The 13,048-nt window shown below is 55.7% G+C and carries 16 protein-coding genes and 1 pseudogene; 14 read left to right on the top strand and 3 right to left on the bottom strand.

The features are described 5' to 3' along the window. The 13 genes and pseudogenes from CN311_RS32985 to CN311_RS31995 all read left to right on the top strand — a co-directional run. A partial coding sequence (locus CN311_RS32985; RefSeq protein WP_208866512.1) for a hypothetical protein occupies positions 1-399 on the top strand: 399 nt, incomplete at its 5' end. A 67-nt stretch (positions 400-466) separates the two neighbouring features. Beyond that, positions 467-694, top strand: coding sequence for a transcriptional regulator (locus tag CN311_RS16120; protein ID WP_097574765.1), 228 nt, complete (start codon positions 467-469; stop codon positions 692-694). Further along, positions 691-1,482, top strand: coding sequence for a hypothetical protein (locus CN311_RS32275; RefSeq protein WP_133117201.1), 792 nt, complete (start codon positions 691-693; stop codon positions 1,480-1,482). Before CN311_RS16120 ends, CN311_RS32275 begins: the two co-directional genes overlap by 4 nt. Then, a complete protein-coding gene (locus CN311_RS16110; RefSeq protein WP_133117200.1) occupies positions 1,475-2,320 on the top strand; it encodes a hypothetical protein in 846 nt (281 codons plus the stop codon). The genes CN311_RS32275 and CN311_RS16110 overlap by 8 nt, the downstream gene beginning before the upstream one ends. A 374-nt stretch (positions 2,321-2,694) precedes the next feature. Then, positions 2,695-3,021, top strand: coding sequence for a hypothetical protein (locus tag CN311_RS16105; RefSeq protein ID WP_097574762.1), 327 nt, complete (start codon positions 2,695-2,697; stop codon positions 3,019-3,021). Between the two features lie 340 nt (positions 3,022-3,361). Continuing rightward, entirely contained in the window at positions 3,362-3,985 is a 624-nt protein-coding gene (locus CN311_RS16100; protein WP_097574761.1) for a hypothetical protein, read from the top strand. A gap of 243 nt (positions 3,986-4,228) precedes the next feature. After that, on the top strand, positions 4,229-4,708 hold the full coding sequence (locus tag CN311_RS16095; RefSeq protein ID WP_097574760.1) for a hypothetical protein: 480 nt from the start codon (positions 4,229-4,231) through the stop codon (positions 4,706-4,708). Between the two features lie 371 nt (positions 4,709-5,079). Beyond that, complete coding sequence (locus CN311_RS16090; protein ID WP_097574759.1) at positions 5,080-5,289, top strand: hypothetical protein; 210 nt, start codon at positions 5,080-5,082, stop codon at positions 5,287-5,289. Between the two features lie 879 nt (positions 5,290-6,168). After that, complete coding sequence (locus tag CN311_RS32270) at positions 6,169-6,546, top strand: hypothetical protein (protein WP_133117199.1); 378 nt, start codon at positions 6,169-6,171, stop codon at positions 6,544-6,546. Positions 6,547-6,851: 305 nt separating this feature from the next. Further along, on the top strand, positions 6,852-7,469 hold the full coding sequence (locus tag CN311_RS16080) for a hypothetical protein (protein ID WP_133117198.1): 618 nt from the start codon (positions 6,852-6,854) through the stop codon (positions 7,467-7,469). Between the two features lie 113 nt (positions 7,470-7,582). Next, positions 7,583-7,999 (top strand): DUF4339 domain-containing protein, encoded by a 417-nt coding sequence (locus CN311_RS16075; RefSeq protein WP_097574756.1) that lies wholly within the window; start codon positions 7,583-7,585, stop codon positions 7,997-7,999. A 357-nt stretch (positions 8,000-8,356) separates the two neighbouring features. After that, a pseudogene (locus CN311_RS33865) lies at positions 8,357-8,638 on the top strand (superinfection immunity protein); the annotation flags it as partial. A gap of 61 nt (positions 8,639-8,699) precedes the next feature. Continuing rightward, the gene (locus CN311_RS31995) at positions 8,700-8,891 is read left to right on the top strand and encodes an SHOCT domain-containing protein (protein WP_245440846.1); all 192 of its coding nucleotides are present in this window, start codon (positions 8,700-8,702) and stop codon (positions 8,889-8,891) included. A gap of 327 nt (positions 8,892-9,218) precedes the next feature. Here CN311_RS31995 and CN311_RS16065 read toward each other — a convergent pair whose 3' ends face one another. The 3 genes from CN311_RS16065 to CN311_RS32265 all read right to left on the bottom strand — a co-directional run bounded on the left by CN311_RS16065 (position 9,219) and on the right by CN311_RS32265 (position 12,366). Next, positions 9,219-10,214, bottom strand: a complete 996-nt coding sequence (locus CN311_RS16065; protein ID WP_097574754.1) for a hypothetical protein — start codon at positions 10,212-10,214, stop codon at positions 9,219-9,221. Beyond that, the gene (locus CN311_RS16060; protein ID WP_208866511.1) at positions 10,211-11,650 is read right to left on the bottom strand and encodes a S1 family peptidase; all 1,440 of its coding nucleotides are present in this window, start codon (positions 11,648-11,650) and stop codon (positions 10,211-10,213) included. Before CN311_RS16060 ends, CN311_RS16065 begins: the two co-directional genes overlap by 4 nt. Positions 11,651-11,733: 83 nt before the next feature. Continuing rightward, on the bottom strand, positions 11,734-12,366 hold the full coding sequence (locus tag CN311_RS32265) for a hypothetical protein (protein WP_133117197.1): 633 nt from the start codon (positions 12,364-12,366) through the stop codon (positions 11,734-11,736). Between the two features lie 235 nt (positions 12,367-12,601). Between CN311_RS32265 and CN311_RS32605 the strand changes: the two genes are divergently transcribed. Next, complete coding sequence (locus tag CN311_RS32605) at positions 12,602-12,763, top strand: hypothetical protein (RefSeq protein WP_165779723.1); 162 nt, start codon at positions 12,602-12,604, stop codon at positions 12,761-12,763. The last annotated feature ends 285 nt before the right edge of the window (positions 12,764-13,048 follow it).

Below are 13,048 nucleotides of genomic sequence, written 5' to 3'. Positions count from 1 at the left end.
TTCGTATGGGGTACAATCCGAAACGGGTTGGGAGGCCGTCGGCAAGATTTCGAACAGGCGCTTCCGATTATCCGGGAACACCTAAGTCGGATTGCTAACACGCCTGCCCCCAAAGAAAGAAAGGGCCGGCATGAGCAGATTCACATCAATCATGCTGTCGCCACGCTATCCAGGATGTGGTCTGAGATTGGCGGTAAAGCAATCGATCGGAATCCGGATGTCGTGGGGAAAGGTGCGGCAATGGAGTTCGTCCAACTTGGCCCGCGCTTTGTCCTTGATATGATGGCATCCATTGATCCCAGCGTCGAACTCAAGCACGTCAGATCGGCTCTCCGACGAGTACCCGTCAAGGCCAAAGGTCCTACAGAAAATATGCCAACCTCAGGCGAAATTCTGTAGGAAGGTTTCCTCGACTGCCGCTACATCCGGTGTCATCCATCCGCCGCCGACTGAAGGAGCGGACGTGATGAAGGATTTGGACAACAAGGGTTACTTGCGCCTGGGCGATGTGATTGGGCCTGGCGGGCTCCTCCCTATCGGGCGGTCGAACTGGTACGCGCGCATTGCTCAAAAGCGTGCCCCGCACCCTGTGAAATGCGGGCGTATCAGCTTGTGGAAGGTGCAGGACATCGAGCGCCTGCTCCGTGATCCGGATGGCTATTCGGAAGCTGTCGACGACGGGGCCTCCAAGTGACCGTCGTATTGTATCCCCGACGCCCGAAAAAGTTAGACCCGAAACCCTATTTCGGTCCGACCGAAATAGCGGCCTCTCTTCCCGAGCAGATTGCATCGGCTGGTGAAGGAACTCCCTTGGCTGGGCCCCCTGTCTCATCGGCGCTCTATCAGGCGCTTTCCGACTGTCGCAGCAAAAGCGCGTCGCAACTCCTTCTGCCGTCGTGGAAGGCAAAGGTTGGCTCTTTCGTGCCGCCTTATCGGCTCTATAGCGAGATGGTTTCTGGAGGGGTTGCCGCTGTTCGCCACGTGCTCGATGACGACTATTTCAAACACCGGAAACGTTTGCCTTCCGTCAAAAAAATCGCGCTAATTGCAATTGCCTTCTTTCTTCGGCCGGCGCCTGAGGAACAGTCGGCATGCAGCGATTACGCGTGCGTCCTCGAACACGCGTACGCCCAGCATGTTGCGCATGATGAACTGGCAGAATGGCTTCTGAGGACGGGATTCAATGCCTGCAAGGAAGCCGTGCGCGCGAAACGGATGTCGGAAAAGCTCGCTCGCACTAGTCCGCCTCACGTTGAAGCGCTGCCTGGGTCGGTGGAAGCCGTGCCCGAGCTGTCTAGCCTCGAGGTAACCAGCCACGACACCGAAAGAGGGGTCGAACATGCGGTAAAGTTTCAGTGCCCGTTGGGGCTTATCGAGTTGATCGCGCCTAAGTCCAATGCAGCGCGGCTGCCCGAGTTGCTCCGGCAACTTGCCGACCATCTTGAAAGGACCGCCAGCCAGAACGGAGAATATGATGCGTAATTTTCAAGACCATTCCGAAAAGGGATCGATCGCTGACGCGAAGGTGCTTCGCCGGTTCAAGGTGCAGAAACTTGCAACGCCCGAAGAACTGTCTCGCCTCCATGTTCGGCGACTTGCCAGGTTGGCAAACAATGGTGTCGACGAGACCCTCTGGCAGCATTTGAAGCAGTGTGACGGATTGGGTTGCTGGAACACGTCGTGCAGCGCGGCCTGTGTTTTCGGGGAACGTCGCGAGATCAACCGGCTTAATCGTCAGGCTGCGATTGTGCATCGGTCGGATCAACGGCCCAAATACTTTGCGACCATCATTGATCCGCACTATTTCAGGCCGCCTGGTGAGCTGTCTGGGTTTTCGATCAACGGGTTTTTTCAGGGGATTCGCCGGCGGCTGCGAGGAGCCCCGGATCAATGGAAAAGTGCGCGGATCGCCGGCGGCGTCCACATTGCGTACGACCGGGACGAGGACGGTCTCGAATTTTGGTCGCCCCACGCCCACCTGACGATTTCGGTGGAAGCGACCAAGAAAGAAGTTCGTCAGGTCCTGATGCCGCGGCGTGTTCCCCCGCCGGAACTGGTCGGTGCAAAATTTGCTCCTGTTACCGTTAAGGCGGTTACCAACTTGGCCAACGCGATCGCTTATGCGACGAAGGTCGAGGTCGATGCCCGTGGTGCCGTAGTCGATGGCCGGGGAAACGTGGACCGCAAATGGTTCAGCATACCTGTGGCCGCGAGGGTTGAGCATGACCTCTGGCTGCTGAACATGAAGCCCCGCGATCGTACTTTTTTAAGCGGAATGAAGGTGGGTAGAGGGGGAGTATCGACAAGAAATAGAGGCTGATTTTGATCTGTTCACGCGAAGGGAAGTTGATGCGTTCACGGTCTTGGAAGAGAGATGAGGGCCGCTAATGCATTATATAATACCCACAACACACCAACTACCCCCACGCAGCTACCTACAACGCCATCCTCCACTTCAACATGGGTAAACACCCCTATTTGATATGTTCACTGCACAGGCAACGTATCGACCTATGCCAGCCATCCACACCCGGCCCTGGATAGGGGTGCATAACTGATAGGCCCGCCTTCGTGTGACGAGCCTTTCAGAACCAACAGCCTGACTATCAACAACCGAGCTTACCACAGCTGGAACACATGTTCCTGGCCGGTAAAGGGCTTTGCCTAACGACAACCAAACGAAGGAGAAAACACATGACCGATAAGACTGAAAAGGTGCGCGTTCTTAAGACACAAGCCGCTTTGCTCAGCTGGCTGCAGAGCTTGCCCTACAGGCCCAAATCAGAAAGCTTGAAAATCGTGAGGCCACAGAAAAAGAAAGATGACGCGGGATCGCCGGACCTGCTTTTGCCTAGTCAACCGGACAAGAAGTACATCGAAAGGGCCATCGAACTCTTCAAGATCACGCCGAAGCCTGGGGAGGGTTATGTCGTTGAGTCCACGCCAAAGCTTGCACAGGAGTTTGGTGTTCGCTTCAAGCTGAGGATTGCGGGGCCGCCGCACATAAACAACTCGACGTAGGCTTTTGGTGACGCTGGCCAAAGGCGCAGCATCGATGCCCTGTCGCACGCCGCAATGACGCTCGTCGCGCTATCGGCTGCTGGCGGTGCTTGTATGACGCGCCAAACGCGTTGTCGATTGTATTTGAAATGCTATCGCCGCCGGTCGGCGATGGTCAAGCGCTCAAACCCTGCGGCACTCATGCTCGCCTAACTGCCCCGGCGTGATTGACCGATGTGAACGGTTTCAGGGCATCTTCATCACAGCAGAACAGCCTCACCGCAGGCCAGACGTCGCCCCCTTCTCGGGGATGCGGCCGGTAAAGGGGCTTTGCATACTACAACCAACCAAGGAGACAAAAATGACTGCTACCAATGACACTGTGCGCCAGATCACCGACCCCCACTTGTTACTCGATTGGAGTATGGACTTAGCAATCAAAGCCAAGCCGCAGATGCCAATGACACAAGCCTTCATCGATTTGCTCAAACAGCAGGCCGCATCGATACACGAGTACGGACATCTGCCGGTTCCGAAGGCGAACAATAAGTTCCTTGCCGAAACGCTTTTCGAGTTGGCAAGTCCTAGCGAGAATGTACAGGCGGGTGTTCGTCTCATCGGACTCATGATGAACTTCCTCCACAACCAGATCGCTTTGCGGAAGCCGACAGAATTTTACCTCGTGATGATCCAAGTAGCCATGGCTGCTAACCTAGGGAAGGACATGCAAATAGGAATCGATGACCACCATTTGGTTTTCCTCTCATCTCCTAAGCTCACCCGAAAACATGGCGTGAACGTCGAAGTCATCATTCGTCATGAGTGGAAAGGGGCAAGAATCGGCAACCCCAAACAGGCCGGAAACGATCCCGCACTCTTCCATGCGGTTCATGTCGATTGCTGCCCTTTCCAAGAAGATGTTGGCGGATTTGGAGGCCGCGACGGCTCGCGGATCTGTGTCTTTACACTGACACTTGGAGGTTGAACCCCTGAATCTGACCGGGGCGCGAAGACGGCCCCTGACCGGCTCCCCCGCTGTCAGGAAACACAACGCTGGAACGCGGTGGGTCAGGCGAAAGCGGGGATAGGCCGCAAGGTTATACGGCCCGACGCCATTTCCAGCGTCCTGCAAAATATCAGTCTACTAGAGAGCCCGAGCATGGCCAACCCGGATCGAAGATTCCGGGCGCGTAAAGGGTTTTTCTAACAGCATCCTAGGGAGTAGCACATGAACCACCTTAAGCGCCAAGTGCAAACACTCGAAACGCAAGAAGCCGTCTTCCAATGGCTGGGCGAAAAACTGAAGACCAAGAAATCTGTATACAGCCTGCCGGTTAAAATCATCGAGCTGTTCAACGACATGATCGATCAACTTGGGAGCACGGGGTGGTGGGTTTTCGATGGCTCTTCCGAGCAATTTGAAGATCGATTCTCGGACGCCTTCGACGAAGATCGGTGGGTACCGTGTAGCATGCAGGTTATGGACTTTGTTTGGGACGTAGCTTTCCAAATTTGCGACAAGCCCAGCCCGAATGAGCTCAGGACGCACTGCTTCCGTGCAGCTACGGCTCTCTTGAGACATGTGCCGGAGGGCACTGACGTGTTTTCCTGCGAGGAAGAAGCCAACAGCTTCCGCCTTCTGACCGGAGAATGCTTCGCGCACCGCAATCGCGTCAGGTTCAATCTGGTTATCGGTGCGCGCGAATAAACGACGGTGCCCGTAGAGGCTAACCCGCACCTAAATCGATCGGCAATGTCCCAAACGCGGAGCAGGAATCGGGCGCGCCAACGGCGATGGCCGCTCTGCCGTCGGGCACCATGGGGCCTGTACGGCCCGCTAATGCCTATGCGATGTTGCAAATGCCCTCGGCGCCAGGCCGGCGATGGTCAAGCGCCTTCAACCGACCGGTGCGGGCGGGCTCGCTTAACTGCGGCGTGATTGATCGATAGGCCCGGTTTCATGGCGTCGAGCCGATCACGGCAGAACAGCCTCACCGCAGAGCCAGCTTCACCTATCCGGACTCGAGGATGCAGCCGGTAGAGGGCTTTGCCTATGACAATTCATCAAGGAGATACCCTATGACCAAGAACACCGAGGACGTACGCTTGATCCAAGATCCCCGCCACCTCCTCGACTGGGTTATCGAGCAGGCAATCCCTATCGAACCCCAATTGTCGGTGACGAAATCGCTGATCGAAATTGTGCGCAAGGAGGTGCGGGACTGCGGACATTGTTACCAGCAAGCGATGAAGCTGGAATACAATACTGAAACTGCTGGATCAGCTTAGTGGTCCCGGCGAACTGATCTTGGCGAACGGCCCCCTGATTACGTCGAGATCAAGCACGGGGAACGCACCTACGCTCAGGTAACGGGTTTGTATGGAGGTTAAAGGCGGCGGCGTCAGCATTCGTTTGTTGCGGGTTGGTGCGGAAAGAACCTGCGGACGCTGCGCTCGACGCGCCACGATCCGAAGACAGCTGATTTGTTCGCACCAGCCGGAACGATATCCGCCTTGACGACGGCTATTAGTCATCGTGTAGCAACCCATGCGATGAGGTCGCCGCATGGGTCATAACCGGATTTCAGGAGCTGTCTGGCGAAGGGCATTCGCTGTTGTCCGGCCGGCCCTCCAGCTAGCCGACCCTTTGTTTCTGGATGACAGCCGATCAATGCTTGTCGAGCTCGGCGTGACGAGGGCGGTGGCCGTACGAGATAACCGGGCTCTGTTCGACTGGTTGCTGGGAGTCGTTCAGTACCAAGGCATGTCGGATGCCAATGTGGATGCTTACAACGCTAACAACGGCCACGTCGGTTGGGCTGAGATCGCGTCGGCAGTTGCTGCCGGTCCGACCTGCATGAAGCTCGACAGCTACTGGGCCTTCGATGGTTGCGGCTATCGAAAGACTGCGCAAACGTGTGCTGAGCCCGGCCTGACGTCATCGTGCTCCTTGCCAAGGCTTCCGCTTAGAAACGGACGCCTCAGCCAAGCCGCCTTCAGCCTGTTCCTATTCATGCGAGATGTGTGTGGCGGTGATTTGGTCGGCTGGATCGACGGGCGGCTTGAGCAGGCGGCCACGGCTCAACGCGCCGACCGACGCGCAGCAGGAGGCAGGCCGTCCTGCAGCCTCTTGCTCATGTGCACGGCGTATCGAGCAAGGTCCTCTCGATGGCGCTGTCGGACCTCCTGCTGGTTGCTGACCCCGGCCGCGAGCGATGGGTAACAACCGGCGCCAGCATGGTCGTGATAGATACCCTCGTCCACAACTTCCTTCACCGCACCGCTTGCCTCCGCCGCTTCGATGCAGAGCACTCGTATGGTCCGCGCTGCTATGGGCCTGGAGGTTCCGCTGACGTCATTGCCGGTATCGCAGAGCGCTTCGATGCGCGAACAATCAATCCAGCCTTTCCTGCCTGCTTTCCGCGGCTCGTTGAACACGCGATATGGCGCTTCTGCGCCGCTGGTCGCTTCAACATCTGCAACGGCAACCGTCGACGATCGTGGTGGATGCCAGGATCGCTTTTGCCCAGCGTTCTGCGAATGTGAACGCGTGGCTTCTGCGCCCCCAGTTGATGGAAAGCGACAGAAAAGCTAAGGCCGGAAAAGCTATAAGATATTGATTTTATTAATTAATCTTGACATTCGCTCATTGGATCGCTATACTGTGCCTTGTTCGGATGGCCGGCTTTTGCCATCGAAACGGCCAAAAGGTGAGTTTTGCGCTATTTCGTGACAGGGCTTCGGCCCCGGTGTTTATCGCCAGCGGCTTCGCGCCGACACCACCGAAAACATCATCTGAAAAATTCAACCATGAGGCCCCAATTCGGGCCTCTTTTCATTTGGAGATATGAATGACCAATACCGCAGTATCCGCCGCACCGCCGACCACCTTGCCAGCCTTAATAGTTTTGGGCCTCGATGACGGTGGCAAGGCTCATGCCTCATGGTTTGGCGAGGCCGAAACCGATCTTGCCGAAAAGGCGGCTGGCATGATGGGGATGGCAGCGCTTCGGGCGTCAACCGACGAGCTGCGCGATTTGGCGGGCAAGCTGCCGCAGGGCCGGGTGTTTTCCAGCGGCAAGGCGTTCGTGCCGTTCGTGAAGGCGACGATGTTCGATAAGATCGCCGAGCACCTGCCTAGGTCCTACGTGTGGCCTATCAGACCCGTCAAGCCCGCCACCAATGATCGACTGCCGACCGGCAAGACGAAGAAAGCATCGGGTACCGGCGCGCCAGAGAGCGGCCCAAGGCGGCCCGAGGCATTGCGGCCGACCGACTGGGATAAGATTGAGCCGGGTAGTCTCGTGCTCGCCACTGAGGGCACTTACCAAGGTTGGTTCGAAGCGCAGGTGGTGAAGATCAGCCCTGAGGGCGTCTACACCCTGCGCTGGCGTGACTGGCTCGACGTGCCGGTGTTCACGCGAAGGCTGATCCACATCGCCCTGCTTCATCCCGAGCATACCGACTAACGCCTTCCAGGCCTTGGGCGTGTGGCCGAACGCTACCGCCCAACAAAACCCTCCCAAACAACTACAGGCATGAACGCGGTCGTGGCAGCGGCCAAGACGAGAAAGATTCGCACATGGGATTGGAATGCAGTTTTGACGAGACTTGCGCGCTCGGCAATCGGCAGCAGCGCATCGCACAGCTGAACGATTGCCTGCGCAAAACGGCACAGGGCGGAAGTATCGTGATGACTGCCGGGGTCTCTGCGCTGGGCGCCCCGGCCGCTGGCAGCCCGAAGGCGCGCAAAGTTCTCCCCGACCATGACGGCACCCATCGAGGTCCGGTGAGCGAGGCCGACCTCAACGTGATGCTCGCCAATCGGCTCATCGATGCAAGCACCAGAGTGTGGACGGGAAGCTTCGGCCAACACTGGAAGCATGCCCACGAAAGCCAGCTGCAGATTGCCGCAGCCGAACACGCCACCGCCGTTGCCGCCGGTCAGCAGGCCACAAGCACAAGCCGCTGCCCCGGTGTCCGCGCCACCTCCTGTTAAGAGTCAGGCAACGCTCGCCCGACCGGGACCGTGACGGAGAAATGGGCAATGTGGCTTGCCTGCTCACCGCTGATCTTCCTTGCAGTTGATGTCGCTTTTGTTTCCGCCGGAGTTGATCCTTATGGAGATAACCCTCAAGCCGGTGGGATTCGATCTGGTCAGGCATCGCTACCATCTGGCTGGCCTACAAAGATGCCAAGGCGATCAACGCTTCTGGCTGCAACCCGCAACGCCGTTGGCTGCTGCCTTTCATCCTCCTGATGCCCGTCGGCTATTTCCTTCGTCGATGGTATATCGCTGCTGCGCCGCTGACGCCGCTGTGGATATGGTTGGTGAGCGCCGCCGTTTACGTGATGGGTGCTGGGGCGCTGTCGGCACAATGAGATCGATGCGACCATCAATGGGGTGGCGACTCTGGGGTCGCTGGCGCCCTTCGGTCTCTTTTCAACTTCTGCCTATGGCGCCGATGACAGCCTGGATGCTGGCTACGCCCTAATCGGAACTTTTCTACTTTTCGCAGCGATAATCTATGAGCTGCCTGCGATTATCGCATTCGCAAGAGGTCACCCAAACCGATGGCTGATTTTGGTTCGCTGCACGGCGCTCGCCGGAACCGGAATTGTGTGGCTCGGCTGCCTGATCTGGGCATTCAAGGCGCTCCATCTCGCCGATGATCCAAGCGGATGGCGGAGAGTCCGGTTTGAATCTTGTTGTCAACGACGTTCAGCGGGTGCGGCTGGAGGATTCACCGACGTACACACCTCCGGCTACATCGCCACCAACGTACCACGACCCCATTGAGAAGCTGGAAAGACTGAAGAAGCTTCTGGATGACGGCGTCATCGACAGTGAGCAGTTTCAACGGATGCGTGACCTGATAGCGGGCGGCTGATGGGGGCAAGGGTGCCCCCATTGGCCTCGCCTCGCCGTAAATTGAGCGCTGCCGAAAATGACGAAGGGCGCGCAGCCTCGATAGCTGTTTTTTGGGCCATACAGGGGCCGCCAGCGCGCGCCTGCCCCTCAAGCGGCCAACCCCCGGTCGACCGGGGCCTTGATTGGCCCAAAAAAGCGCCTATGGGGCCTGCGCCACGCTTGCTTTCGGCACCCGGTTGGTCACGCGGCCGAAGCTCGTCATTCGGCAGCACGGACATTTGGCCTTAACGGTGATCGCCTGCCGCGAATTCGGAGAGCCCGAAATGCCGGGTGCGGATGCTCTATACTAATTGTCAAAAATTACATTCGAAAGATATCCATTTGCGATGGCATCGGGCCAACTCGAGTGCGATCCAGCAAGTGCACTGTTCGAAACTGTCACCGTGCCCAAGACGGAAACACCAGATGTGTACTTTTCCTCTGCCAAATTGCTCTGATTAAGGAATGTCCACTTAATATCTGAATTGATCTGGACAGTATCCATAAAATACTCCTCGGTTACATCTATCCTATCAAAAAGTAGGCTACCATTGGCGTTGACGGTTTGTAAGTAAAGACCAAAATCCTTACTGGCAGCGATTCGGATATCACCTTCTATTACGCTATCGGAAATAGAAAGATCCAACCCGCTCGTATTGTCAACCGTTATGTTGCCGAATATCACGCAGCTAGATAAGACAATGTGAAGGCGGTTTGCGGAGAGTTTCTGAAAGCTAAGGTCACCGATAACCACGCAGTTCCGAACGCGAAACCAAGTTTCCATTAGCAACGCAGTATCTCGAAAGGCGAAAGCGCCATCCACTATGACATCCTTCGCCTCAAACACGCGTGGGAGCTCAACATTTGTCAGCAGTATTGAACTCGGAATGCGCGGAAGAGGTTTCGCATTGGCTAACGTTTGATCGTTGCAAGCGTTGTTAACTTTGAACGGTTGACCAAACACGTCGCAGTACGACGAAAAAAACGACGTGTCATATATCGTCGTAGCCAAACCGTCGAAGAACACATTATCGTTCCGGGGTAGTATGGCGGCCGTCGAGATCGCCAGCTCCTTGTCAGAATTCGCCATTACGGCTGGGCCGAGGGCGTTGTGTCCAATTGAGATGTCTTTCAGACGACCATTTTGGTCACGGCAGCCTGCTAGCTCCATCGGATCGGCTGCGTAGTACATGTATTTCGACCCGGCAGAATCCAGAGGGCATGCCGCAGCATTTGCGTGGAGCGTCGAAACAACAATTGCCAGGACTAGGCCCACAGATTGAATAAATAGCGATATGCTCATTCTGCCACCATACGAGGAAATCTAACGATAAGCGCGTGCCGTTTTTCTTTAAGTTTTCCAATCGGGGTTAAGCTCATCTTGCTTGATTTCATGGTGGCTCCAGCTCCAGGCTCCCACTCAAGGACGAGTTCCGCCTTTTCGAGAAGAGCATCGATTTGAGGCTTCAGGCCGTCGGCTCCCTGCGGCAAGCTGTAAGTCGGATGGACTAAACACCCACCGCCTTCGAGCATACGAGCGCTGTTTACGCCATTTCGCAAAGTTGCCGATTTACCAACGAGATTTCCAGTCTGAGCAATTTCAATCTCCGCTCCGTCGATGTCGGCACGGAGACGGACATTCGTACTTGAGGACGAATCGATATTTGCGCGAACTGTCGTCGAAAATTGCAGATCAGGTTCTGATACAGAGCCTGTTTCACCAAGTCTTTGTAGAAGGCGCAATGGAGAATAACAGGCAAACGAATAGCCTAGCGTGCTGAGGAAAGCGTGATCGACATACTCATTATTTTTGGCAGATTTGGGAGATGTCTGGAATCGTGTGGGCGAGTCTTGACTGATTGTATAGATTCCATACGGAGCTTGCTCATCGAATTCTTTACTTAGTTGTTGGAGGTCTTTTGCCCTTACCGCATTGCGATAAAGCCCAATCATTCTCTTTGTGTATTCCGTGAATGGTGGATTGAGCCCGTCGAAAGTAGTCCAAACTGACGCGCTTAATTTCGAGAGAATAATCTCATGCTGAGGGGAGGGCTCATAAAAATCGAAATACGCTTTGGACAAGATTCCACATTGGTTAGAAGCAGACGTTGGTGGCTCGACTATCTTACTCAGAGCCGCAGCGGGCATGAGCCACCCGATGTTGCGTGTGCCTCCTCCTAGCCCGCCGTCACCTATTCCAACAACTTTTCCGTGGAAGAAAACAGGGGCGCCGGAATACCCGGGCTGCAGGCCGCCCTGCACAACGATAATTTTTGTATCTAGGCTTGGAGAACCGTTTTTAAGCAGTGCTTTGGTTTCGCTATCTAGCAGGGCATTGAGAGTGTTCGAATAGATCGGAAGCTGCTTCAGGTCATGACCTTGAAGGTTAGCTGAACCGGCGGGATATCCCGCTACGATGAGGTTTCTTGTCGTGCCATCCGTTAGGTTTTCCGCCGTAGCAACTTCTAGAACTTTTACGTCCGTCTTTGGATCGCTTAGCTTAATAATTGCAAGATCATGCGTGGTGGATACTGAGCTGACCTCCGCGGACGAGTATCCAACTTCTTGCCTTTGTGGATAGAAAACTCTGATCGCGTTTGCGCCTTTCGTGCATGCGACCACATGCAATGCGGTCACGACCGTGCTTGTATCGCGCCAAACGAAACCGCTTCCTCTCGTTAAAAGATTTCCGTCGCGGACCACTTCGATTCGAACGACGGATGCCGCCAACTCCGACATTTCTTGAGGCAAAATAGTACTCTGATCCGCATGCGTTGTGATGCTTTCCGAAACGCCTAGGCAACATACAATGCTCGCGAGTGTTACGATTCGTCTGATTGGCATGATTTTTCCCACAACGTAGTGAGGAACGCTGCGACGGCTTTTTCTTGATTTGCTTCATCCAAATTGGATAGCTTCTGCCGAAACTTCATTGACCACGATGCATACTCCTTCCACGGGGAAGCATCGGATTGTCGATAGCCAGCCTCGATATCCGCACCGTAACGTGCCGGTTCGAACGCGCTACACGTTTGCTTGGATAGCGTTTTAAAGTGAATGCTGGGGGATCCGGGTTCATAGTTCCCCTTCTCAAGTCGGGCTCGTATCAAGGCCAGCGCATCCGCTGCGGTGAAACCAGCGATAACGAGATCAGATTTTTCCTGTGCGTACGGCGAGCCTTGGTACCAATTTGACTTTCGCGTATGAATTCCGGCAGCCAAGCCAATGGGAAGTGTCAAAAATAGAGCCGCAATCGAAACGTAAATCCGAGCTAAAGATTGATATGAAATTGCTGAACGGTTCTTGGACAACGTAAGGACGGCAGGAACACCTGAAAGAATAGATGTAACCACAACACCCGCGATTGGTGCATTTGACATTCCTATGAGCAGACCGATTGAGAAGCCTCCCAGCGCTCCAATTGAGATGGCTCCAATCCAAAGCAATCTCAGCATGTATCCTCAGCAAATGGTATTTGCCGCAGTGTCGAGGACGTTTTACCCGACCGGCTCTTCGGGCCAAGATTGACACCTAGGGACGGGCCTTGGCAAGCTTGAACTTCGCTGCGAGCAGCAAGATGGTCCAGACGCCAGTAAAATAGGCCGCGGCGCAGGCCGGAAACGGCGATTTTGTCCTCGCCAATGCACATCCCTGCGGTGCCTTCGCTCAAACTCATATTGCAGGCCGTTCATGTGGCACAGGATCAGGAGGTCGCCGCAGTTCGGCGATCAGCCGCAGGATCTCGGCGAACAGCATCCTCGTCACGGCGACCAGGTTGGTGATGACGAAGCCGACGCGCGGAACAAACTCGCCCGGACGCCACTCGACTTTAGCCTCGTGCGGCTGCGGTGAGTTTCGGGAGAAGACCTTGCTACAAGCTCTGATAGGGTCAGGCTGACTAGGTTATTGTCCGCTATCGCGTTTGGACGCCAGAAGATGACGGTCGGCTTCCGTGAAGAGTTTCGGGCGCCGGCAGGCGTACGAAAGTCCCCGAGGAAGGAACCCGCGGGCCACAGCCGACGGGTTCTGTTGGACTAACTGCCATCGTTTACGTCAGAGCAAACCGGAGGAGGGAAGTCGGTGTGAAATCACGGTTTCACACCGAGGACGTCCCTTGCTACTGAACGAGCCAGCCGG

This window comes from Mesorhizobium sanjuanii, assembly GCF_002529485.1.
Taxonomy (GTDB): Bacteria; Pseudomonadota; Alphaproteobacteria; order Rhizobiales; family Rhizobiaceae; genus Mesorhizobium; species Mesorhizobium sanjuanii.
This window is presented reverse-complemented; position numbering and strand designations above follow the sequence as displayed.